Genomic DNA, 22,717 nt, shown 5'->3' on the forward strand with positions numbered 1-22,717 from the left:
TTCCGAGGTAAGGGAGTATGGCCGGATGGGTGGCACATGCCTCGATATAGGTATTGGGCGCGGAAATGCCGTCGGTTTCGTCGCATTGGAGCCCGCCGGAACCGCGTGGCGGAAGGGGTGATCCAACAAGCTCACGCGGGCGCACGTGGAACTACGGGACTCCGTGTTTAACGGGGTCTTAGCGGGCGGCGTTTAGGTTTTCGACATTGCAGAAAACGGACTCGGGGGACCTTATGCGGATTGGGAAGCTTTTTGCGCTGTCGATGCTGACGGTGACGGTTTTTGCGGTCATCCTCGGCGCCGAGGTGCTGATACCCCAGGCCCGCATCTTCACGAACCGCTCCGACGCGATCAAGACGGTCGATGCTTTCGGTGCGACGCTGATGGCCAGCCAGCACGTCGCCAGTCTTCGCGCTCCCTATATCGGCCCGATCTTCCAGGAAGCGGCTGCGACCCAGGCTCAGCTCGAGGCCGCCGCAAAGGCCGCGAAAGCCGCCGAAGGCGGCTTCGAGGCCGCAAAGCGCGCCATCATGGTGCTGGATGACGGCGCAGCAATCAGTGAAAATCTCGACCGCGCCGCGCGGCGACTGAAGGAGATCACCGCGTCGGCAGATCGTGCAATGGGCCTTGCTCTGGCGGCACGCGACAGCGCCGCGATCAAGGGCTTCCTGCCCGGTGTTGCCGAGGTCCTCGCCAATATAGAACCCGTGATGAACCGGCTCGAAGCGAAGGTCATCAATGCGGATTCCTCGCTTGCGGCACTGTTGAGCCTGGCGCGGACCGCGCAGGATCTGCGGGTGTCCGCCGGCAGCCGTGCTGCCACGCTGTCCCCGGCGCTGTCCGCACGCCGCCCGCTCACGGCGGCCGAATTGTCGTTGATGGATCGCATGCAGGGTCGCGTGGAGGCCGACCGCGAGCGTATCGAGGCCGGCATCGACCAAATCGGAAATCCGGTCCGCATAGCGGCCGCGATGAAGGCGGCAACGGAATCCTATTTTGGAAATGCCGCGATCGCCGTGGACAAGGAAATCCCCGCAGCGCGGAGTGACGGCAAGTATAGCTCCGACGCCGACAACCTCGCGAAGATCATCGTGCCCGCGATCCAGATGTTCTACGGCGTGCGCGATGCCGCGCTCGCGGAAGCGGCCGAGCGCGCCTCAGCTGCGCGCGATGGTGCGCTTGCGATGCTCGCGCTCGCCGGCGTCGCCGTGTTGGCGCTGCTCGGCACTCTCGCCGGCGTGACCATGATGCTGCGCAGCCGCGTGGTGACGCCGCTGGCGAAGCTCGCCGACGTGATCGGAACGCTCGCCGCCGGTCAGCACGAGGTCGAGATCCCCGCAACGGGCCGCAACGACGAGATCGGCCAGGTCACGGGCTCGCTTCGGCACTTCAAGGATTCACTGCTTGCCAAGAAGGAAGCCGACGAAGCTGCCGCCATCGAGGCCGACGCGAAGCTCCGGCGCAGCCAGCGCATGGACCAGATTGCGCGCGAGTTCGAAGCCATGATCGGCGACGTGATCAACACGGTGTCGTCGGCGTCGTCCGAGCTGGAATCGTCCGCGGGAACGCTGACGAGCACGGCCGATCAATCGGAGAAAGTCACCGCCACCGTCGCGGCCGCATCCGAACAGGCTTCCACCAACGTGCAGACCGTCGCCGCGGCGGCCGAGGAGATGGCCTCGTCGGTCGACGAGATCAGCCGGCAGGTGCAGGACTCCGCGCGCATCGCCGGCGAAGCCGTGCAGCAGGCAGGGCGGACCAACGACCATGTCGGCGAGCTTGCCCGGGCCGCGGGCCGGATCAGCGACGTCGTCGAGCTGATCAGCCAGATCGCGGGCCAGACCAATCTTCTCGCCCTCAACGCCACCATCGAGGCGGCGCGCGCGGGCGAGGCCGGACGCGGCTTTGCGGTCGTCGCTTCCGAGGTCAAGGCGCTCGCCGAGCAGACCGCCAAGGCGACCGGCGAGATCAGCCAGCAGGTCTCGGGAATCCAGACCGCGACGGAAGAGTCCGTCGGCGCCATCAAGTCGATCGGCGACACCATCTCCCGCATGTCCGAGATCGCATCCGCAATCGCCGCGGCGGTCGAGGAGCAGGGCGCCGCGACGCGGGAGATTTCCCGCAACGTGCAGCAGGCGGCACGCGGCACCCAGCAGGTCTCCGCCAGCATCGTCGACGTGCAGCGCGGCGCAAGCCAGACCGGATCGGCCTCCTCCAACGTGCTCGCATCGGCGAGATCACTGTCCGGCGAGAGCAGCCGTCTCAAGGTCGAGGTCGGAAAATTCCTGGACGCGATCCGGGCGGCCTAATCGACAGACGCATGCGGCCCGTCCCTGGGGCTAGAACTCGGCGTGCAGGCGGCCCGAGAAGATCGAGACCGGCCCGCGGTCGGCGTTATAGGCCGGGTTCGTGATGAACTGGTAGTCGAACGTCATGGTCGTGCAGGTATTGAGCTTCCATGCATAGTAGGCTTCGAGGATACGTTCCGGGCTGTAGTTGAGCCGCCCGTCGCCGATCAGCAGGCCGGTGCCGCCGGCAGCGAGAAAATCGCGATGCGCGTCGGAGAGACCGTTGACGGCCCCGCCGATGCCGATCGTATCGTCCGGCCGCCCCCAATGGCTCCCCTTGATCGACAGGCCGCCCGATACACTGCGGTCGATGTCGGTGAAGGACAGGATCTGGTTCTGCCCGTCGTTCCAGCTTGCGCGCGCGAACAGCCCGACGTCCTGGTAGATCTGCTGCTCGAGATTGACGTAGAAGCCGTATTTCGAACGGTCGCGCTGGTTGGCGATCGTGATGTCGTTGATGTCGAGCGCAGGATTGGCAGCCGCGATCGCAACCACCTGGCGGTAATTGGCGGTATTGCCGCTGTTGTAGAACGTACCGACGCGCAATTTGCCGGGCTGCTCGAAGATCGAATGGCGCTCCTCGAACTCGATGACGGCGCCGCCGGTCTTGTAAACCAGTGTATCGCTGTTGGGCGCATCGGGGACCTGGAACAGGCCGGCGCGCACGGCCCAGTCCTTGCGATTGAGCTCGACCACCGCGCCGCGGGTGTAGCCGGGCAGATCGGCGGGGAAGTCGTAGGCGGCCGACGCCCACATCGCCCAGTTCATGAAGTCGGCGCGCGGATCCTTGGCGTAGGAATTTCCGTCGAAGAAGTCGCCGACGGCGAAGCGGCCGACGATCAAGGTGACGCGGTCGATGTCACGCTTGCCGGCGAGCTGGTTCGGAGCATCGGGCACTTCCTCCTGCTCGCCGCCGAGACCAAAGGTCTGCCTGAAATAGTAGCGCTGCGCACGGATTTTCGGGAACGGCGCGCCGGCCTTCTGCGCCTCGCCGTTGGAGAAGCCGGCAAGGCCGAGCGTGCCGTTGATGCCAAAACCCTGCGCCAATTCGGGATTGAAGTAGAACTCGCCGCCGTCCCACAGCCGTGCGCCCAGGAAGGCCGTTGTCGTCCATGTCGCCTGAAACTGGCCGCCGCCGGGGAGGCTCTGCGGGCTTGCATAGGGCGAGCGGATCGGCCCGTAGCCTTGCGGCAGCACGGTCGTCTGGGCATGGACGTTCCAGTCGCCGGACTCCGGCAGTTTCGTCCTGGCGTTGACCGGCGCCATCCAGGGCGTGTCGCCGAACTGATAGTTGAGGCCGAGCTTGAAGAGGTGAACGCGCGGTGCGACATTGACGTTGGCGAGACCGAATTCACCGAGATCGTAGGTTCGCCGGGACAGCGCGACGTAGTCGTACTCGGCCTTGGCGGTCCAGTTGCCGCTGACGGCGAATTCCAGGCCGAGTCCCGCTGTCCAGCCGGTCTGATACTTTCCAACCGGAAAGAGCTCGGAGACGCCGTCGGCGTCGTTGACGTTGATATGGGTATGGCCCCAGGCGAAACCGCCGGTGACGAAAGGCATGAAGCGGTCGAACGCATAACCGATGCGGCCGCGTACGGTGCCGACATAGTCGAGCGTGGTGTTGAACGGAGCCGGCGAGCGCTCGTGCGCGACGACATCGCGCGCGCCGGTGAACGTGGAGTCCGCCTCGATGCCGAGCACGACACGGTTCGCGAGCTGGCGATTGTAGCCGAGCTGGTAGCCGCCGCTGAACCCGGTGGCACTGGGCGGCAGGACCACGCCTTGCAGCGGCAGTGAATGGGTGCCGGGTCCGAAGCTTGCGTCGCCATAGCCGAAATGACCGCCGACATAGAACCCGGTCCAGTCGTAGACCGCTCTCAGCGCCGGGGCCTTCAACGGAAGATCGGCCGCGGTGCCTGTGGCGGGCAAAGCCAGTACGCCAGTGGCAATCGCCGCGACGGTCAGCAAGCACCGCTGTCTGTGACCTCTCAACGTCAAAACGCACGCCCCCAAAACACCAATATGTCCACCCGCACAACCGGCATCACTGCCGATTCGCGACGACCCTGTCATCAGGTTCCGGTTGCTCACGCGCCCAGACGAGATCGATCCGGCGCGACATCTTCCAAGTCCTGTGCCTGCTGCGAAGCTTATTGCGACTAAGTCGCAATTGCAATTGGCGCGAGTTGCCGTGGAAGATGGTTGGCACCGCTGTGTGACACGGCTGCAACAAATGCGCAGGGGCTCAAATGGATGACCCCGCCCGGGGGGACAGCCGGGCGGGGTCGGGGGCACGACACGGGGTGGATGAGGCGCCCGTGTCGGACGCAGGATCCACGTAAGATCGGCCTCAGATACCCAAATCAGTAGCAGGTACGAACGCGGCCGACGTACTGGCCGAAGGCGTTGTACTGGGCGACCCAGCCGCAGCGGTGATAGCCGTGATAATAGGGGTCGTTCGTGGCGGCGATCGCGGAGCCGACGACGGCGGCGGTGGCGATGCCGGCACCGACACCAAAGACCCAACCGGGCTGCTTGGCTTCGGCCGAGGACGTGGTGGACGCGATGCTGCCGGTCACGGCGAGGGCAGCGAGAGCGATGGCGGCAATCTTGGTCTTGATCGACATGTGAAACTCCATCCGGGGTTGAGGCGGTCCGTTGTGGCCCGCGTGACCAGTTTGACGGAGGCTGCTCGCGTCCGGTTCGAACGCGGCAAATCCGCTCCCGGAAGGAAGAGTTTTCCCGAGCAATTCCAGGCGGATATGAGTTAGCCGAGCGGGCCCTTGACGAGCCTGTTCACGTCGAAGTTATCGACTTCGGTGAGGAGCTCGCAGAAGGCGCTCGCACCCTGATCGATCAACCGCTGGCCCTTTTCCGCGACGGCAAGCGTCGCGTTGCCGATCGCGCCGCTGGCGTTCAGATCCTGCGCCTGCCAGGCGAACGGTGCAGGCCGCTGCGTCGACAGCCAGCGATACTGCTTTTCCATCGCGATGCTGCTCGCGGGAAAATCCGCGATGGCATCTTTGCGCACCTGATCGGGATAGCGCGCCAGCATGATCGAGGTCTCGATGGCGCCGCCATGAATGCCGTGCCGCACTTCGTCGGCCGGGAACAATTTGTCGGCGCCCGACAGCCGCGACCAGGACGTCGTCACGACGAACAGTTTTTGATGCGCGCGCAAATCCTGCGCGATCAACATCATTGCCGCGCTGTTGCCGCCATGGCTGGTGATGATGACGAGCTTCTTCACGCCGCGTCGCGCGACATCCTCGCCGATATCAGTCCATCGCTTCACCGCGACGTCGGTCGGCAACGTCTGCGTGCCGGGATAATCGATATGCTCGGTGGAAATCCCGACCGGCTCAACGGGAAGGAACGTCGCTGGAATGCTCTCGGGCAACAGCTCACGCACCCGCGCCAGATACGCATCCGCGATCAGCACGTCGGTTGTGACAGGCAGATGCGGGCCGTGCTGCTCGGTCGCCGCCAGCGGCAGCACCGCGATCCAGCGGGACATCTCCGCAGGGGGCGCATCGGCCCAGCGGATGTCGGTCCAGTCGCGGGATGGCGTCATCAAGGTTTCTTTGCCCGAATTTGTCACGTAATTTGGGTTATGAGGGGATGCGGACCCGCTGGGTTCGCGTCCCCGTGAATGTCATGCGGTTTTATCGCGTTGTGTTCTCATGAGCCAGACGCGATTGGCCGGAAGCGGTCGACGGAGTGCCATTATGACCCCCTTTCATCTGCGGCGAGTGCTCACGGCGGGCCTGATGGCCGCTTTCGTCTGCGGCGTCCCGGCGCGTGCCGAGACGCTGGACAAGGTCACCTTCGGCACCAACTGGGTCGCCGAGGCCGAGCATGGCGGCTTCTTCCAGGCGGTCGCCGACGGCACCTACAAGAAATACGGGCTCGACGTCACCATCATCCCGGGCGGTCCCAACGAGAACAACCGGATGCTCCTGATCGCCGGCAAGATCGATTTCTTCATGGCCGCGAACACGCTGATGTCGTTCGACGCGGTCGCCAACAACGTCCCCGTCATCACCATCGCCGCGATCTTCCAGAAGGACCCGCAGGTGATGCTGACGCAGCCCGACGTCAAGGTCGGCAAGATCGAGGACCTCAAGCCGCTGACGCTGTTCGTCTCCAAGGAAGGCATGACCAGCTACTTCCAATGGCTGAAATCCGAATATGGCTTCAGCGAGAAGAACGTCCGTCCCTATAATTTTAATCCGCAGCCGTTCATCGCCAATCCCAAGAGCGCCATGCAGGGCTACGTCACCTCCGAGCCCTTCGCGGTGGAGAAGGCCGCCGGCTTCAAGCCGAACGTGCTGCTGCTCGCCGATTACGGCTTCAACACCTATTCGACCCTGGTCGAGACCCGCCGCGACATCGTCGAGAAGAAGCCCGATCTGGTCCAGCGTTTCGTCGATGCCTCCATGATCGGCTGGTACAACTACATCTACCGCGACAATTCCGCCGGCAACGCCCTGATCAAGAAGCTCAATCCGGAGATGACCGACGATCTGCTCGCCTATTCCGTCACCAAGATGAAGGAACACGGCATCGTCGATTCCGGTGACAGCTTGAAGAACGGCATCGGCGCGATGAGCGACGAGCGCTACACGTCCTTCTTCAACAAGATGGTCAAGGCCGGCGTCGTGAAGGCGGATCTCGACTTCCGCAAATCCTACACACTGCGCTTTGTCAACAAGGGCGTCGGCGTCGAGCTGCGCCCGAGCAAGCCGTAGCCGATGCTGAGACCGGACCAGGGTGGGGCGGCATCGCTCACCTCTCCCCATTGGGGCGAGGTGGTCGACCCGCGGCGCCGAACGGCAGCTTGCGATCAATGGTAGAGCGCTCGACGTCGTCCGCCGTCGAGGCCAGCCTGACGGCGCTCGCCGTCAGCCTGCGCGGCGTGACGAAGACCTATGACAATGGCGTCATGGCGCTCGGCCCGTTCGACCTCGCTGTGCGCAAGGGCGAGTTCATCTCGCTGCTGGGGCCGTCCGGTTGCGGCAAGTCGACGGTGCTCCGCATCATCGCAGAGCTCAGCACGCCGTCTTCCGGAATCGTGCGGGTGGCGCGCCGCGAGGGCGTCCCGCACCCCGGTCATGGCATCGGCTTCGTGTTTCAGGAGCCGACACTGATGCCCTGGACCAGCGTGCGCGAGAACGTGCGGCTGCCGTTGCGGCTTGGGCGCGTTCCGAAGGCGGAGGCGTGCGCGCGTGCCGACGCGGCGCTCGCCAGCGTCGGGCTCGCCGATTTCGCCGACGCGTTTCCGCGCGAGCTCTCCGGCGGCATGAAGATGCGGGTGTCGCTGGCGCGCGCACTCGTCACCGACCCTGATATCCTCCTGATGGACGAGCCGTTCGCCGCGCTCGACGAGATCACGCGCTTCCGTCTCAACAACGATCTGCTCGCGCTGTGGCGCCGCCTTGGCAAGACCGTCATCTTCGTCACCCATTCGGTGTTCGAATCCGTCTATCTGTCGCAGCGTGTGGTGGTGATGACGGCGCGGCCAGGCCGCATCCAGGCCGATATCCGCATTGAAACGGTCGAGCCGCGCGGCGAGGCGTTTCGCACCTCAGCCGCCTATTCCGATTATTGCCGGAAAGTGTCGGCCGCGCTTGCGCCGTCCTATGCGGAGCAGTCGACGCTATGAACGCGCAAGCGACCGTCACCGCGAAACCGCGAGCTGCGCGACGCGCGCTGCGGTTCGTGCTTCCCGTCATCGTGTTCGCCGCCGGCCTCCTCGCCTGGGAACTGCTGGTCCGCATCAGAGAGATCCCGCCCTACGTGCTGCCGGCGCCCTCAATCATCATCCTGACGCTAATCAAGGACTGGGCGGTGCTGTCGCAATCGCTCGCGACCACGCTTTTGACGACGCTCGAAGGCTTTGCGGCCGCCAGCATTGGCGGCATTGCACTGGCTCTGCTGTTCAACCAGTCGAAATGGGTCGAGTATTCGCTATTTCCCTATGCCGTCGTCCTGCAGGTGACGCCGGTGATCGCGATCGCGCCGCTGCTCCTGATCTACCTGGAACAGCAGACCGCGGTCGTGGTCTGTGCCTTCATCGTCGCCTTCTTCCCGGTGCTGTCCAACACCACGCTCGGGCTCAATTCGGTCGATCGCAACCTCGCCGGCCTGTTCCAGCTCTATGGCGCCTCGCCACGGCAAACGCTGCGTTTCCTCAAGCTCCCCGCGGCACTGCCCCACATTCTCGGCGGCTTGCGCATTGCCGGCGGCTTGTCGCTGATCGGTGCGGTCGTGGCGGAGATCGCGGCGGGAACAGCCGGTGCCGGCTCCGGGCTCGCCTACCGGATCGCTGAATCGGGCTATCGATTGAACATACCCCGCATGTTCGCAGCGCTGCTGCTGTTGTCGCTGGCCGGGATTGTCATCTATGGGGTGCTGGCGCTAGTTTCGCACCTCGTTTTACGGCGCTGGCATGAGAGCGCGCTTGGAAAGGAAAACTGATGGCTGCCGGTTCGATTTCGTCCGAAAAGATCGACCTCCTGATCTATGGGCCGGTGCGGCCGATCCTCGAGAACGGGTTTTCCGACCATTTCGTCGTGCACAAGGCCGAGACGCGCGGTGACCTCGAGCGGCTGACGCCGGCGATCCGCGAAAAAATCCGCGGCGTCGCAGTGACCTATCACACCGTGCGCGCCGACAAGGAGTCGCTGTCGCAGCTGCCCAAGATCGAGATGGTGGCGAGCTTCGGCGTCGGTTACGACCACGTCGACGCCAAATATGCGGCCGAGCACAACATCATCGTCACCAACACGCCCGACGTGCTGACCGAGGAGGTCGCCGACGTCGCGATGGGCCTTCTGATCTCGACCTTGCGCGAGTTCATCAAGGCCGACCGCTACGTCCGCTCCGGGCTGTGGCAGACGCAGAACTATCCGCTCAGCGTCGGTTCGCTGCGTGATCGCAAGGTCGGCATCGTCGGCATGGGCCGCATCGGCCAGGCCATCGCGCGCCGGCTAGATGCCTCGCTGGTGCCGGTGGTCTATCACTCGCGCAACCCATCCAAGGACGTCTCCTACAAGCACTATCCTGATCTGATCGAGATGGCGAAGGCGGTGGATACGCTGATGGTGATCGTGCCCGGCGGCGCGGCTACGAACAAGATGATCAACGCCGAGGTGCTGAAGGCGCTCGGCCCGCGCGGCGTGCTGATCAACGTCGCGCGCGGTTCGGTGGTCGACGAGCCGGCGCTGGTCCAGGCGCTGAAATCGGGCACCATCCTGGCCGCCGGCCTCGACGTGTTCGCGGCCGAGCCGAACGTGCCGGACGAGCTCAAGGCCATGCAGAACGTCGTGCTGCTGCCGCATATCGGCTCGGCCTCGGTGGTGACGCGCAACGCCATGGATCAGCTCGTGGTCGACAACCTCAAGTCATGGTTCTCAGGCAAGGCGCCGTTGACGCCGGTTGCCGAAACGCCATTCAAGGGGCGCTGATGACAGCTCTTCGGGCCGTTGCATTCGCCGTCGCGGCCTGCTCGGCCGCGATCGGCCATGTGCATGCGCAGGATGCGGCGGCCCTGAAGAAGTCGATGCCCGGGCAATGGGAGCTCTCGACCACCGAGCGCAGCAAGACCTGCGTCGTCACCCTCAAGGGCGATGCCGCGGGGCAGGGCTTCAAGCTGGAGCTCGAGCCGGCCTGCAAGACCGCGCTGCCCTTCACCAAGGACATCGCCTCCTGGAACGTCAGGGGGCTCGACATCGTCCGCTTGCAGGACGCCACCGGTGAGGCCGTGATCGACTTCACCGAGGTCGAGGCCGGCATCTTCGAAGGCTTGCGCCAGGGCGAGGGCGTTTACATCCTGCAAGACCTCGCCGCCGCGCGTGCCATGGCCAAGTCGATGGACCAGATGATCGGTGATTGGTCGATGGTGCGGGGCAACGGCCAGCCACTGTGCGGGCTGACGCTGACCAACACCGAGGCGGGGCCGGACAATTTCCAGGTCTTCCTCAAGCCGAGATGCGACGCGGCCATCGCGCAGTTCAATCCGACGCAATGGCGGCTCGAGCGCGGCCAGATCATCCTGATGTCGAAATCAGGCGACGCCTGGCAGTTCGAGGCCGACGACAATGCGCAGTGGCGGCGCGTCCCCGACACCGCCGATTCCCTGATCTTGCTGCGGCAATAGGCGGTCCAGCATTCCGCGCCGCCGCATGATGCTACGCGAAACGGAACCCGCAGCCCGGGCATCTCGTTGACGGAAGAGGTGGTTCCGTTGGGAGATCCGGCATGGCCAAGCGCATCCTCGCCATCGGCATCGAACCCGGCAATGCGGATTATTCCGCATTCCCGCAACTCACGCCCGAACATGTCCGCAGCTACATCGAGGCGCAGCTGTTGCGCTTGCGCGGCCTCGGTTTCGAGGTCACGAGCTGCCTGATCGATCTCGATGCGGCCGCCGAGGCCGCCGTGACGGCGGCGCTGCGCGATGAGCGATTCGACTGCATCGTGATCGGTGCGGGCCTGCGCGAGCCGAAGGAGCGATTGCTGCTGTTCGAGAAGGTGCTCAACCTCGTCCACCGCCTGGCACCAGAGGCCGCGATATGCTTCAACACCACGCCGGCCGACACCTCCGAGGCGGTGCTGCGCTGGGTCAAGCCTTGAGCTGACGGCACTCGCTTGTCGCGACACTGCGTGTGCCAATTTGTCGGCGCAATCAAACGTTGATGCGCCCGGCTTGTGGCCCCGCCGCCGAATTCGCCGATCGTCTCGAGTTCTGCCAGATTTGAACTTTTCTTACGCACTGGTGACCAAGATACAATGGTCAGACCGGATCGGGCTCTTGATATGAGATTCGTCGCCCTTGCGTTCGCCTGCCTTCTCGTTTTCGCGATGCCCGCCAACGCGAACGACACCCGCACCTTCAATGCGATGGTGGCCTTGGCCAATCGCGGAGATGCCGAGGCGCAATATCATGTCGGCATGATGCACAATAACGGCATCGGCACACAGCAGGATCGCAGCCAGGCATTCCAATGGTTTCAGAAATCGGCCGCGGCCGACCACCCGCTGGGGGCCTACAAGCTCGGTTGCTACTATGACGGCCAGGGCGCGGGCGTCATCGCAACCGACTCGGATCAAGCGCTGAAATACAAGCTCGTTTCCGCCAAGGCCGGCTATGCCCGGGCCCAGCACGATGTCGCGGTCATCTATGACCGACAAGGCAATTCGGAAGAAGCGCTGAAATGGTGGAAGATGGCTGGCGATCAGGGGCTTCCCGAAGCCCTCTTCAGCCTGGCCCGTGCCTATTCAGCGGGAAAGGGAACGCCGAGGGATCTGTCCCTGTCGTACGCCTATTTCAAGCTCTCGAAGGTGGCGCCGCCCAAGAACGTGAACGAGATGGCTTCCACGTTGGCCAAGCCGGAGCTCGAGAAGGCCGAGAAACTCGTTGCCGAATGGAAGCCGCAACCGACCGCCCTGACGCTCAAGGCATTCAGCGGATTCAGGGCCGCTGAAGAGCATTTGAAAGTCGCCAAGCAGGTGTTCTGATCTCATCTAGATCAACCGCAGCCCGTGCAGGCTGGCATGCCCGTTCTTGCCCACGATGACGTGGTCGTGCACGGCAATCCCCAGCGGCTTTGCGATGTCGATGATCGCTTTCGTCATCTGGATGTCGGCCTGCGACGGCGAGGGGGCGCCGGAGGGGTGATTGTGCATGAACCTATCGCTTCGATCATCTTGTTGGAGATACGATCGGCTTTCAGGTTATTGTAGTAGTAGGGGACGCGGAGAGGGGACTGTAAGAAGTGATCGTTTGTGATCATCACGATAGGAAGCGAAGGCGCCGTTTCGGTCACTGCCTATCATCAACAGACTTCTTATCTTACCTCAATAGCAGACATTCTGCCTTTACACTCGGTGTCCGAGAAGTGCCAATAGGCGACATCAGTCGCCATCGCCGATGATCGTGTAAGGTGCCCAGAACAGGGGATGCGCATAGCTGAATAGCGAGTTGCCGCCAGCGTCCTTGAAACCGGGGCCTTCGAGCAACGCGATCGAAGCCTGACGCAGCGCTTCGCCGCGCTTCAGCTTGCGATCGGCGGTCTGGCGTGCAAACAGGTCGCTGACAAGCTCGCGCGCCGAAGCGGAATGCACTGACCAATTGGTTACCAAGATTGCCCGAGTGCCGGCATAGAAAAACGCTCGGCCGAGGCCGGACGCGGCTTCGGCTCCGGCGCCTGCTCCCGCCCCCGTGTTGCAAGCTGACAGCACTACCCAGTCGGCATCAAGCTTGAGCGCCAGGATTTCCTCCATGGTGAGTAACCCGTCTCCGGGTACGCCAGCCACGTCCGGCGCGCTGAGGGCGAGAGCCGGTTGATGAAGACCATCGAGTTCGCCAGGGATCAGGCCGTGGGTTGCAAAGACGATGATCTTGAATTTCGACAGGTCCGTCTTCTTCACCACAGCTTCATTGGCCGCCCTGCCGAGATTGAGAACCTTGGAAGGATCGGCCTGAAGCGCGGTCGCGATCGACTTCAGCTCATCAGTGGTATCTGGTAGACGATGCAGCAGCGAGAGCTGCGCGCTATCAACGCCCTCCGTCTGTGGCGTATTGCGACGCATCAACGGCAGGCCTCGGGTGGCCGTTTCGGACGTTTGCACCACCGCAGATGCCTGCTCCTGACTGAACAGCGGATCGCCGAAGCCGACCATCGGCTCGCGCTTTTCCGAGCCCGGCGGCAATTGTCGCAGCGTTCGCAGGGCCGCCGCCGACGGCACCAAGGTGACGGCATGGGTTCGCGCGAGCCAAGGCACACTCCGATAGCCGGAGAATAGCAGTTCATCGCCCGACTTCACTTCGGCGGGCGCAGTCGGGAGCAGCCCGAGCGGCAGCAGACCGAGCGCGCCGTTGGTGACGACGACCAGACTCTTGGCTTCCTTCCAGCCGGCCTCCACCGGCTTGAGCAATAGCGTGTAAAGCTCGTGTGCCAGTGCTGTATCAAACGGCGGAATATCTGAGATCATCGGTGCGTTCGGCTCCAGCGCCTCGCGCAACTTCTGCACTTTCTCATCGATCTCGCCCGCCGTCGCCCGGATGGCGGTGAATGCAACCGGCCCTGACTTGCCGACGGCCCAGACGAAGCTAGCCTCCCGCCCGAAATAGAACGACAGAAACGCCTCGCCGGGCTGCAACACCGCGCGGACCTCTTCGGCCGTCGGCGGTGTCGGTTCGACAAGATTTGCATAGTTGCGGAATTTGCCCGCGAGCTCCTTTTTGGCTGCGTCGCGTGCGCTACGCATCTTTTCAATGTCGGCCTGCAGCGTCGTGAGCGCCTTCTCGTCGCGCTCGGCCTGCGGCATTGCGAGGATGTTGTTGAGCAGGCCCAGTTGTGCGCCGACCTGCTTCCCCAAATCTTGACTCTTGCGAACAAGGTCCGCCAACGCCGGATTGGCTGCGGTAGCTCGCGCACTTGAAGCAGCGAGCGCACGTTGCACTGAGCTGCTACGAACCGCATCGGCCAGGCGGAAGCTTTCGGTCGCCGGATCGGCGGCCGCGCTATTGCCCAGACGCGCCAACAGCGCAATATAGGATTCCACCACGATCTGCGCGCGCCTCTCACGCGCGGCGGAAGCGGTGGCATCGTCATCGTCGGTCTCGCGCGAGCGCGCCATAAGGATCGGCACCGCAAGCTTGAACTCGCGCAACGCATCGACGTCGCGTCCGGACTTCAGGAGGCCGATGCCGACGAGACCGCGCGAAAGGGCCGTATCGATGTGCTGATCACCGTAGCGCTGCTTCTGCCGCATCACCAGGCGTTCAGCGGCGGCGAGGCCAGCCTGGACGTTGGTGGAATAGAGCGCCGCAATAAGATCGGGGTTGAGCTGCAGGCCTTCACGGCGGGCGGGCTCCCAGCCCTTGGTCGAGGCCTCGAGCTCGGCGTAAGCCGCGGCGGCATCAGTCCAGCGGCTAAGCAGATTGAGGACGGACGCCAGCTGACTCAGCGCATTGGCGTAAATCTGTGAATCCTGGGGCACGCCAAGTGTCTTCTGCACGTCGATCTGCACACGCATCAGCTGTTCGGCCTCTGCGAATCGACCCTGCTCGACCATCAAATTGGCGAGCTGGGCGACCATGGCGCTGGCACCCAGGCTGTACTTGCCATTAGATTTAAGGCGGCTGAGCAGCGCTCGCCGCACGTCCGCCTCGCCTTCGGCGAACTTGCCTTGTCGCGCCTTCATGCGACCCTGCAGGGCGATGGTCTCGTCGATCGCTCCCTCCAACTGGCCGGGCGGCGTCTTTATGCCTTTGGCAAGGGTATGCGAAAGGCCGAGCGACTCCCGACGGAGTGTTTCGGCGCGTTTGAAAGCCTGCTCGGCCTCCTGGAACTGACCACGACCTTCAAACAGGCGCGCCCGGCTCTGCTCCACATCCGCAGTCCAGCTGGCGCGCTGATACCCGGTAAATGAGGGCCAGCCCTTCGCTTCCTGAAGCAGCGCCTGGCTGCGCCGTACAAAGGCTTCCGCCTGGTTGAAGTCACCAAGTAGCACGTAGTTCTCGGTGATGTGTCGGTTGGTGTTGAAGCCCCAGCCTTGTGCGCCCTTGACGTTGGTCTCCCGCGCGATCTGCAGCAACACGGCCAAGGCCTGCTTGGGATCGCCGATGATATTGTACTGGATCGCCAAGCCTTGCCGCAGCCTGCTGATTTCGTGAATGTCCATTGATCCGCGGCCGAGCTGAACAGCTCGTTCACAATCTACTATCGCTTTGCGATAGTCACCGATGGCCGAATGGGCCCTGCAGCGGTGGTAGTAAAACTTCGCCTCATCGGCAGCCTTAAGGCCGGGGAACGGTTGCTCACCCGCACGATTGCGGATCGCGCCCAGCCTCCCCGGGTCGGGCTTCTCTTGGTCGAGTATTGCGGTGATGTCAGCGATGGTCCGAGGTGGCGCGACGAACTGCTGAGGTACCGCTGAACCAACCGCCGCAATGATCAGTGCGCCAGCGACGACCGCAGTCGCCTGCATATTTACTCCGTGGAAGACACGGGGCGGAACAGCAAATAGCATAGCCATTGTTCCTCCTCAGAATGTAGGGGGCCAAATTCGCCATGGGACTACGCCGATCCTCACCTAAACCTTCATGATCTCAATTTTCGAACACTCTACTGGCCTCGCCGATGTGGTCAATATCGTGGTGGCGACTGCGGCGCGTTGATGACCGGTCGTACCGTCTTGCGCAGGCATTTCGGCAAGAACTCCAGCAATGGATGCCGGGTGGGGAAACCAAACAAATGGAAGACGTTCCCAGCGGACTGCACGGATCGCCACGGGGTCTGTCCACCGTGTCAGCGTTCGGGACGGATCCCACGCTGACGCGATCCCTGCCCGCAAGTCTGCTCCGGGTCAAAAGCTGCCTTCTCAGCCAGGAAAGGCGACGTCCGCTTCGCCCCGATCAACGGACCTCCACCGAACAATGCGGTTGGTCTGCTTCGTGCCAACAGCAGACCTGCAACCGTGCGCTCAGCGGTCATGCCCAGTCAGGCCTTCGAGAAAATCACCTGCGAGGATCGAACATGCTCCGACGGAGCCCGCAGCGATTATTCCGATTGGTTATGAAGTACTGGAGAGAAGCGAGCGGCGGGAGCGCAACGGTCAACCAGGCAAAAGCGATTGCCGTCCCGCTTGCATCCATCAACGGGGCCCTCGCAGCAATGGGTACGACCCGCGCAAGCTTGCATCGACAAACAGAGATGGCCAAAAGACAAAAAAGCTGACAGCGGATTCAGGGCCGCTGAAGAGCATTTGAAAGTCGCCAAGCAGGTCTTCTGATCTCATCTAGATCAACCGCATCCCGCGCAGGCTGGCGTGCCCGCCTTTGCCGACGATGATGTGATCGTGCACGGCAATTCCCAGCGGCTTTGCGATGTCGATGATCGCTTTCGTCATCTGGATGTCGGCCTGCGACGGCGAGGGGTCGCCGGAGGGGTGGTTATGCACGAGGATCAGCGCGGTTGCGGATAATTCCAGCGCGCGCTTGATCACCTCGCGCGGATAGACCGGGGTGTGGTCGACGGTGCCGGTCTGCTGCACCTCGTCGGCAATGAGCTGGTTGCGCTTGTCGAGGAAGAGCAGGCGAAACTGCTCCTTGTCGGCGAACGCCATGCTGGTACGGCAATAGGCGATCACCTCGTTCCAGGACGACAGCGCGTTGCGGCTGTTGACCTCGCCCTTGGCAACGCGGTGCGCCGCGGCGGCAATCAGCTTGAGCTGGTTGATCGCGGACTCGCCGATGCCGTCGACCTCGCGCAAGCGCGCCACCGGCGCATGCACGGCCTCGGCGAAGGAGCCGAAGGTCTTGATCAGCAGCTTGGCGAGCGGCTTGGTGTCGCGCCGCGGCAGCGCCGGAAACAGCGCCATCTCCAGCAGCTCGTAGTCGCTCAGTGCATCCGCCCCCGCGCTGTAGAAGCGCTCGCGCAGCCGCTCGCGATGGCCGTGATAGTGCGGCGCGTCCTCAGTCTTGCTCTTATCGTGGTTGGTCTTGGCGGGCATCGGGAGCCAGCATTGCCGGGGACCGGCGCTTTTGCAACCGTCAATTGCGGCGGCAATCGGCTTCAGGCGAAGCCGATGTACCTGAGAGACTCACCCGATCTGCTTCTCGCCGTGCCGCTCCGACAGCGTGAAGATCTCGACGCCCGTGGCCGTCACGCCGACCGAGTGCTCGAACTGCGCCGACAGCGAGCGGTCGCGGGTCACCGCGGTCCAGCCGTCGGAGAGGATCTTCACATGCGGCTTGCCGAGATTGATCATCGGCTCGATGGTGAAGAACATGCCGGGCTTGAGCTGCACGCCTTCGCCGGGCCGGCCGATATGGATGATGTTCGGCTCGTCGTGGAACATGCGGCCCAAACCATGGCCGCAGAAATCGCGCACCACGCTCATGCCCTGCGGCTCGACGAAGCTCTGGATGGCGTGACCGATATCGCCGGTGGTGGCGCCGGGCTTCACCGCGGCGATGCCGCGCATCATCGCTTCATAGGTCACCTCGATCAGCCGCTCCGCCTTGCGCGCGATCGGGCCGATCGCATACATCCGGCTGGAATCGCCGTACCAGCCGTCGACGATGAAGGTGACGTCGATGTTGACGATGTCGCCTTCCTTCAGCGGACGGTCGCCGGGCATGCCGTGGCAGACCACGTGGTTGAGCGAGGTGCAGGTCGAATAGCGGTAGCCGCGATACATCAGCGTCGCCGGATAGGCATTGTTGCTGAAGGCGAAGTCGCGGACGAACTGGTCGATGCGCTCGGTCGGCACGCCGGGCCCGACGATGTCGGTGAGCTCGTCCAGGCACTTGGCCACCAGCGCGCCCGCCTTGCGCATGCCGGCAAAGGCGCTCGGTCCATGCAGCTTGATCTGTCCGGTCTTGCGCAGGGAGGTATCGGTGGCTTCGACGTAGCTCATGCTTGTGCGGTCTTCCGGGGCTGTCCAGATTTCGGCGAAAAGGCTTGATTTCAGGCCCCAATTTAATGATTGCGGGCCTTCATGCAAGCTAAGGCAGAGCGTTTTCGAGCGAAGTGGCTGCCGGCTCGCGTGAAGAAAACGAGAACCTTACCGGCTCCTTGCACCCGAAAGCGGGCCTAATTCGGGACTTCTACGGTGCTTTCCACCGGCAGCGCGCCGCTGCGGATGCGGATTTCGCGGACGGGGTAGGGAACCCGGATGCCCTCGTGCTTGAAGGCGTCCCACAGCCCCAGCATCACGTCGCTCTTGACCTTGTCCATGCCGTCGGGATCGGCGATCCAGAAGGTCAGCGAGAATTTCATCCCGGCTTCCGCGAACTCGGTCAGGATGCAGGTCGGCGGCTTGCCCTTCTGCGCGCGCGGATGGGCGGCGGCGGTCTCCGCGGCGAGCGTGCAGACCAGACGGGGATCGGCGTCGTAATTGGTGCCGAAGGCGATCTTCACCAGCGTGTTCTTGTCGGTATAGGTCCAGTTGACGACCTTTTGCGTCACCAGATCCTCGTTCGGCACCAGGAACTCGCGGCCGTCTCCGGCGGCGACCGAAATATAACGCGTCTTCATCGCGCTGATGCGGCCGGTATTGTCGCCGATGGTGACGAGGTCGCCGGGCTTCACCGACTTGTCGGCAAGCAGGATGATGCCCGAGATGAAGTTGGCCACGATCTTCTGCAGGCCGATACCGATGCCGACGCCGACCGCGCCGGAGAACACCGCGAGCGCCGAAAGATCGATGCCGACCGCGCCGAGCGCGATCACGATCGCGACCGCAAGCAGCCCGATGCGGATGATCTTGACCAGCAGCACCTGCACCGATGGCGTCAGATCGGTGGTCGCGTTGATCCGGCTCTCGGCGAAATTGCTCGCGATGTTGGTGGCCCAGAGCGCGATGAGGAGGAGCGCGCCGGCCTTGAGCGCCAGCAGCGGGGTCAGCCTGAGGCCGCCGAGCACGATCGCGTAGGAATCGAGCAGGTCGACCGTCGTATCGAGCTGGCCGAGGATCGAGAGCGCTGCGAGAAACCACGCCGTGATCGACACCAGCTTGACGATGAAGGCATTGCGCAGCACCGAGGTCACGAGCCGGATCGCGAGCCAGGCCAGTCCGAGCTTGGCGGCGACCATCAGGAGATAGGAGCGGCTCGGCCAGGTCGCGTGGTACATCACCACGCGGGAGATGATCACGAGCAGGGTGAACACCGCCGTCGAGGCGCTGGAGACCATCACCCTGGCGAAGTGCCGGAGCGGCAGCGGCCAGCGCATCGCCAGCGAGGTCATGTCGATCCGGCTGCGGACGGCGGTCTCGGCGGCATAGGCGATGCCGGCCGCGGCCAGAATGAGGCCGAATTGCAGGTAGAACCAGGGCGAGGAGATTTCCGCCCCGACGCTGCGCGCGGTGGTCTGCACGAACTCCATGAAGTCCTTGAGGTCCATGTCCATCGGTCTCGTCGGCAAGCTGCGGAAGGAATTGATTCGAGGGAGGGCAGAATCCCACAAAGGGCGCGGCCGGGCCATCGATACACCGGCATGTGATGTACGTTAAGGCCGTAAAGTGCGGGCAGATTGCCGCGAGGAACGAAAATGGGTTGGCGCGCGAGTCCCCCGACGATAAGGATGCCATTCCAGCTGTTTTGACCCGGAAGGTGGATGGCCTCTCTCGACTCCGTCAGCCTCGCCATATTGCTCGGTGCCGTGCTCGTCATGGCCGGCATCCTGTCGAGCCTTCTGGCACTCCGCTTCGGCGCGCCCCTGCTGCTGGTCTTCCTTGCGGTCGGCATGCTCGCCGGGGATTCCGGTCCCGGCCAGCTCCAGTTCGACGACGTCCGCACCACCTACCTGGTCGGCTCGGTGGCGCTTGCCCTGATCCTGTTCGACGGCGGCCTCAGGACGCGCTTTGCCAGCATCCGCACCGTGCTGGCGCCGTCCATGGTGCTTGCGACGATCGGCGTGCTCCTGACCGCGCTGATCACGGCGCCGTTCGCCAGATTCGCGCTCGATCTCAACTGGACGGAGTCGCTGCTGGTCGGTGCCGTGGTGGCCTCGACCGACGCGGCGGCCGTGTTCCTGCTGGTGCACACGCAGGGCCTGCGGCTGCGCCCGCGTGTCGGCGCGACGCTGGAGGTGGAATCCGGCACCAACGACCCCTTCGCGATCTTTCTCACCTTGATGCTGGTCGAGTACATCTCGGTCGGCTCGAGCTCGCCCGGCCATGTGCTGATGGAGTTCATCCAGGAGGCCGTGCTGGGCGCCATCGTCGGCGTCATCGGCGGTCGCCTCGTCGTCATCGCGCTCAACAAGGTGGCGCTGCCGCAGGGCCTGCATGCACCGTTCGTGACCACGGGCGCGCTGGTGATCTTCGGCGGCTCGCAGATGATGCATGCCTCCGGCTTCCTCGCGGTCTATCTCGCCGGCATCATCATCGGCAACCGGCCGACGCGCGCACATAACTCCGTCGTGGCCTTCCTCGATGCCGCGACCTGGCTGGCGCAGATCGTGATGTTCGTGCTGCTCGGCCTGCTGGTCTCGCCGAGCCGGCTCGGCACCAGCGTGCTGCCGGCGGTCGCCGTCGCGCTGGTGCTGATGCTGGTGGCGCGGCCGATCGCGGTCTTCGTGTGCCTGGCGCCGTTCCGCTTCAACTGGCGCGAAAAGATCTTCATCGCCTGGACCGGCCTGCGCGGCGCCGTGGCGATCTTCCTGGCCTCGATCCCGATGCTGGTCGGCCTGTCCAAGGCCTATCTCTATTTCGACGTCGCCTTCGTCGTCGTGATCATCTCGCTGCTCCTGCAGGGCTGGACCCTGGCGCCGGCCGCGCGCAAGCTGCACGTGGCGCTGCCGCGCGCCGAGCGCGGCCCGCGGCGTGTCGAGCTGGATCTGCCCGGCCAGCTCGAACAGCAATTGGTCGGCTATCCGGTGCGGCCCAAGAGTCTGTACTTCCGCCGCGGCCTGATCCCGTCCTGGTCCAAACCGACACTGGTCATCCGCAACGAGCACATCCTGACGCCGACGGAAGCCGATCCGATCGCGCCCGGCGACTACATCTACCTGCTGGCGCCGCCGGAAAAAGCCGAGTCGCTGGACCGCTTCTTCGTCGACATGCAGTCGAGCTCGGCGCCGGATCCGCATCTGCTCGGCGACTTCATGGTCTCCGGCGAGCACACGCTCGCCGAGCTCGCCGAGATCTACGGTGTGAAAGTGAGCGAGGACGAGAGCAAGCTCACGCTCGCCGACTATTTCGACATCCATCTCGACCATGCGCCGAAGGAGGGTGCCGAGCTCGCGCTGGACGAGATCGTGCTGGTCGCGCGCAGCATCTCCGGAGGCCGCGTCAGCGTCGTCGGTCTGCGCCTGCCGGAAGAGGACGAGACGCCGCCGCCGCTGACGCGGGCGAAGGCGCTGCGGAAGAAGCTTGCCGATGTGTGGGCGTCGGTTGCGGGAGTATAGCACTCACCATCGCCTTAGCCGGGCATGACATTGGTGGTGAAGCGAAAGCAGGCCAAACATGCCCGCATGCCCCTCACGCCAGCACCTTCACCCCGCCAAGGCTCGTCACGCGGCCCTGCTTCAGCATCACGATCTGCGTCGCGAGCTGGCGCAGCTCGGCGGCGTCGTGGCTGACATAGACCATCGGCACATTGGCCTCGTCGCGCAGTCGCACCAGATAGGGCAGGATCTCGAGCTTGCGGCCCTCGTCGAGCGCGCCGAGCGGCTCGTCGAGCAGCAGGAGTCGCGGCTTCGACAGCAGCGCGCGGCCAAGCGCGACGCGCTGCCGCTCGCCGCCGGAGAGCTTTCCGGGGCGGCGACCCTGCAGAGCGCCGATATCGAGCAGGTCGACGACGCGCGTGTGCTGAGCAGGATCGGGCGCGAGGCCGTTCATGCGCCGGCCGTAATCGAGATTCTGCGCGACGGTGAGATGCGGGAACAGCCGCGCGTCCTGAAAGACATAGCCGATGCGGCGGCGCCAGGTCGGGACATGGATGCCGGAAGCGGTGTCGTCGACGGTCTCGCCGTCGATGACGATGCTGCCGCGGTCGGGCCGCAGCAGCCCTGCGATCATGTTCACCAGCGAGGTCTTGCCGGCGCCGGAGGCGCCGAACAGGCCGATGACGCGGCCTTCGCTGGTGAAGGTCGCGGACAGCGAGAACTCGCCGAGCTGCTTTTCGATGTCGACCCGCAGCATGATCAGTTCCCGTGCAATCGCGCTGTGGCGCGGCGCGCGAACCATTCGGCCGCGATCAGCGCGCCCAATGCCAGCACGATCGAGACGATCACGAGCCGGCCCGCGGCGGCGTCGCCGTCCGGCGTCTGGATCAGCGAGTAGATCGCGGAGGAAATCGTCTGGGTCTCGCCGGGAATGTTGGAGACGAAGGTGATGGTCGCGCCGAACTCGCCGATCGCCTTGGCAAAGCCGAGCACCATGCCGGCGAGCACGCCGGGCAGCGCCAGCGGCAGCGTCACCGTGAAGAATACTTTCCAGGGCGCGGCCCCTAACGTCTCGGCGGCCTGCTCGAGCCGGCGGTCGATTGCCTCGATCGACAGCCGCATCGGGCGCACCAGCAGCGGAAACGCCATCACCCCGCAGGCCAGCGCCGCGCCGGTCCAGCGGAACGAGAACACGATGCCGAGATGGTCGGCGAGGAAGCCGCCGACCAGGCCCCTACGGCCGAACGTCAACAACAGCAGATAGCCGGTGACGACAGGCGGCAGCACCAGCGGCAGATGCACGAGCGCATCGAGCAGCGACTTGCCCCAGAAATCGCGCCGTGCCAGCAGCCACGCCAGCGCGATGCCGAATGGCGTCGCCACCAGCGTTGCGATGATCGCGACCCTGAGCGAGAGCAGGATCGCGGTCCATTCGGCGGGAGAAATCTCGGACATCAATGCGCA

The 22,717-nt window shown here is 64.2% G+C and carries 18 protein-coding genes and 1 pseudogene; 9 read left to right on the forward strand and 10 right to left on the reverse strand.

The genetic code is table 11. The annotated features are described in order from the left end of the window. Positions 1-233: 233 nt before the first annotated feature. Positions 234-2,309: a methyl-accepting chemotaxis protein gene (locus RX330_RS03565; RefSeq protein ID WP_317242096.1), complete on the forward strand. Its 2,076-nt coding sequence runs from the start codon at positions 234-236 to the stop codon at positions 2,307-2,309. Between the two features lie 30 nt (positions 2,310-2,339). On the opposite strand, the gene RX330_RS03570 is transcribed toward RX330_RS03565, so the two are convergent. The 3 genes from RX330_RS03570 to RX330_RS03580 all read right to left on the reverse strand — a co-directional run bounded on the left by RX330_RS03570 (position 2,340) and on the right by RX330_RS03580 (position 5,922). Beyond that, positions 2,340-4,346, reverse strand: a complete 2,007-nt coding sequence (locus RX330_RS03570; RefSeq protein WP_375847559.1) for a carbohydrate porin — start codon at positions 4,344-4,346, stop codon at positions 2,340-2,342. A gap of 365 nt (positions 4,347-4,711) precedes the next feature. Next, on the reverse strand, positions 4,712-4,975 hold the full coding sequence (locus tag RX330_RS03575) for a hypothetical protein (RefSeq protein WP_212079644.1): 264 nt from the start codon (positions 4,973-4,975) through the stop codon (positions 4,712-4,714). Positions 4,976-5,115: 140 nt separating this feature from the next. Next, entirely contained in the window at positions 5,116-5,922 is an 807-nt protein-coding gene (locus RX330_RS03580; protein ID WP_317242098.1) for a creatininase family protein, read from the reverse strand. 154 nt (positions 5,923-6,076) lie between these two features. Here RX330_RS03580 and RX330_RS03585 point away from each other — a divergent pair, with 154 nt between their 5' ends. From RX330_RS03585 to RX330_RS03615, 7 genes are all read left to right on the forward strand, one after another. Continuing rightward, complete coding sequence (locus RX330_RS03585; RefSeq protein ID WP_212079646.1) at positions 6,077-7,099, forward strand: ABC transporter substrate-binding protein; 1,023 nt, start codon at positions 6,077-6,079, stop codon at positions 7,097-7,099. A gap of 98 nt (positions 7,100-7,197) precedes the next feature. Beyond that, positions 7,198-8,013 (forward strand): ABC transporter ATP-binding protein, encoded by an 816-nt coding sequence (locus tag RX330_RS03590; protein WP_317242099.1) that lies wholly within the window; start codon positions 7,198-7,200, stop codon positions 8,011-8,013. Further along, positions 8,010-8,828 carry an ABC transporter permease gene (locus tag RX330_RS03595; RefSeq protein WP_317242100.1) on the forward strand — a complete coding sequence of 273 codons (819 nt, stop codon included), beginning with the start codon at positions 8,010-8,012 and terminating at the stop codon, positions 8,826-8,828. Before RX330_RS03590 ends, RX330_RS03595 begins: the two co-directional genes overlap by 4 nt. Further along, complete coding sequence (locus tag RX330_RS03600) at positions 8,828-9,817, forward strand: 2-hydroxyacid dehydrogenase (RefSeq protein ID WP_317242101.1); 990 nt, start codon at positions 8,828-8,830, stop codon at positions 9,815-9,817. The genes RX330_RS03595 and RX330_RS03600 overlap by 1 nt, the downstream gene beginning before the upstream one ends. Continuing rightward, positions 9,817-10,509, forward strand: coding sequence for an AprI/Inh family metalloprotease inhibitor (locus RX330_RS03605; protein WP_317242102.1), 693 nt, complete (start codon positions 9,817-9,819; stop codon positions 10,507-10,509). Before RX330_RS03600 ends, RX330_RS03605 begins: the two co-directional genes overlap by 1 nt. Positions 10,510-10,610: 101 nt before the next feature. Next, entirely contained in the window at positions 10,611-10,985 is a 375-nt protein-coding gene (locus RX330_RS03610) for a hypothetical protein (protein WP_212079650.1), read from the forward strand. Between the two features lie 75 nt (positions 10,986-11,060). Further along, complete coding sequence (locus RX330_RS03615; RefSeq protein ID WP_317242103.1) at positions 11,061-11,870, forward strand: tetratricopeptide repeat protein; 810 nt, start codon at positions 11,061-11,063, stop codon at positions 11,868-11,870. A 6-nt stretch (positions 11,871-11,876) separates the two neighbouring features. Here RX330_RS03615 and RX330_RS03620 read toward each other — a convergent pair. The 5 genes and pseudogenes from RX330_RS03620 to RX330_RS03640 all read right to left on the reverse strand — a co-directional run. Continuing rightward, positions 11,877-12,038, reverse strand: a pseudogene (locus RX330_RS03620) (JAB domain-containing protein); the annotation flags it as partial. A gap of 228 nt (positions 12,039-12,266) precedes the next feature. Further along, positions 12,267-15,347 carry a CHAT domain-containing tetratricopeptide repeat protein gene (locus RX330_RS03625; protein WP_317242104.1) on the reverse strand — a complete coding sequence of 1,027 codons (3,081 nt, stop codon included), beginning with the start codon at positions 15,345-15,347 and terminating at the stop codon, positions 12,267-12,269. An 810-nt stretch (positions 15,348-16,157) separates the two neighbouring features. Next, positions 16,158-16,871 carry a RadC family protein gene (radC, locus tag RX330_RS03630; RefSeq protein ID WP_317242105.1) on the reverse strand — a complete coding sequence of 238 codons (714 nt, stop codon included), beginning with the start codon at positions 16,869-16,871 and terminating at the stop codon, positions 16,158-16,160. A gap of 90 nt (positions 16,872-16,961) precedes the next feature. Then, complete coding sequence (gene map / locus RX330_RS03635) at positions 16,962-17,780, reverse strand: type I methionyl aminopeptidase (RefSeq protein WP_212079653.1); 819 nt, start codon at positions 17,778-17,780, stop codon at positions 16,962-16,964. 176 nt (positions 17,781-17,956) lie between these two features. Then, on the reverse strand, positions 17,957-19,273 hold the full coding sequence (locus RX330_RS03640; protein ID WP_212079654.1) for a mechanosensitive ion channel family protein: 1,317 nt from the start codon (positions 19,271-19,273) through the stop codon (positions 17,957-17,959). Positions 19,274-19,480: 207 nt separating this feature from the next. On the opposite strand from RX330_RS03640, the gene RX330_RS03645 reads away from it, so the two are divergent. Beyond that, positions 19,481-21,274: a potassium/proton antiporter gene (locus RX330_RS03645; protein ID WP_212079655.1), complete on the forward strand. Its 1,794-nt coding sequence runs from the start codon at positions 19,481-19,483 to the stop codon at positions 21,272-21,274. Positions 21,275-21,347: 73 nt separating this feature from the next. On the opposite strand, the gene modC is transcribed toward RX330_RS03645, so the two are convergent. Next, positions 21,348-22,010 (reverse strand): molybdenum ABC transporter ATP-binding protein, encoded by a 663-nt coding sequence (gene modC / locus RX330_RS03650; RefSeq protein ID WP_317242106.1) that lies wholly within the window; start codon positions 22,008-22,010, stop codon positions 21,348-21,350. Between the two features lie 2 nt (positions 22,011-22,012). After that, the gene (gene modB / locus RX330_RS03655) at positions 22,013-22,708 is read right to left on the reverse strand and encodes a molybdate ABC transporter permease subunit (RefSeq protein ID WP_317242107.1); all 696 of its coding nucleotides are present in this window, start codon (positions 22,706-22,708) and stop codon (positions 22,013-22,015) included. Positions 22,709-22,717 lie beyond the last annotated feature (9 nt).

The organism is Bradyrhizobium sp. NDS-1, assembly GCF_032918005.1.
In the GTDB taxonomy this organism is placed as follows: Bacteria; Pseudomonadota; Alphaproteobacteria; order Rhizobiales; family Xanthobacteraceae; genus Bradyrhizobium; species Bradyrhizobium tunisiense.

Bases quoted from the DNA above. Each gene is read 5' to 3' on its own strand.
- RX330_RS03585 (WP_212079646.1), top strand. From the start codon at position 6,077: ATGACCCCCTTTCATCTGCGGCGAGTGCTCACGGCGGGCCTGATGGCC.
- RX330_RS03600 (WP_317242101.1), top strand. From the start codon at position 8,828: ATGGCTGCCGGTTCGATTTCGTCCGAAAAGATCGACCTCCTGATCTAT.
- RX330_RS03580 (WP_317242098.1), bottom strand. From the start codon at position 5,922: ATGACGCCATCCCGCGACTGGACCGACATCCGCTGGGCCGATGCGCCC.
- RX330_RS03610 (WP_212079650.1), top strand. From the start codon at position 10,611: ATGGCCAAGCGCATCCTCGCCATCGGCATCGAACCCGGCAATGCGGAT.
- RX330_RS03565 (WP_317242096.1), top strand. From the start codon at position 234: ATGCGGATTGGGAAGCTTTTTGCGCTGTCGATGCTGACGGTGACGGTT.
- RX330_RS03605 (WP_317242102.1), top strand. From the start codon at position 9,817: ATGACAGCTCTTCGGGCCGTTGCATTCGCCGTCGCGGCCTGCTCGGCC.
- map (WP_212079653.1), bottom strand. From the start codon at position 17,780: ATGAGCTACGTCGAAGCCACCGATACCTCCCTGCGCAAGACCGGACAG.
- RX330_RS03625 (WP_317242104.1), bottom strand. From the start codon at position 15,347: ATGCAGGCGACTGCGGTCGTCGCTGGCGCACTGATCATTGCGGCGGTT.
- RX330_RS03590 (WP_317242099.1), top strand. From the start codon at position 7,198: ATGGTAGAGCGCTCGACGTCGTCCGCCGTCGAGGCCAGCCTGACGGCG.
- RX330_RS03645 (WP_212079655.1), top strand. From the start codon at position 19,481: ATGGCCTCTCTCGACTCCGTCAGCCTCGCCATATTGCTCGGTGCCGTG.
- modB (WP_317242107.1), bottom strand. From the start codon at position 22,708: ATGTCCGAGATTTCTCCCGCCGAATGGACCGCGATCCTGCTCTCGCTC.
- RX330_RS03640 (WP_212079654.1), bottom strand. From the start codon at position 19,273: ATGGACATGGACCTCAAGGACTTCATGGAGTTCGTGCAGACCACCGCG.
- RX330_RS03575 (WP_212079644.1), bottom strand. From the start codon at position 4,975: ATGTCGATCAAGACCAAGATTGCCGCCATCGCTCTCGCTGCCCTCGCC.
- RX330_RS03595 (WP_317242100.1), top strand. From the start codon at position 8,010: ATGAACGCGCAAGCGACCGTCACCGCGAAACCGCGAGCTGCGCGACGC.
- modC (WP_317242106.1), bottom strand. From the start codon at position 22,010: ATGCTGCGGGTCGACATCGAAAAGCAGCTCGGCGAGTTCTCGCTGTCC.
- radC (WP_317242105.1), bottom strand. From the start codon at position 16,871: ATGCCCGCCAAGACCAACCACGATAAGAGCAAGACTGAGGACGCGCCG.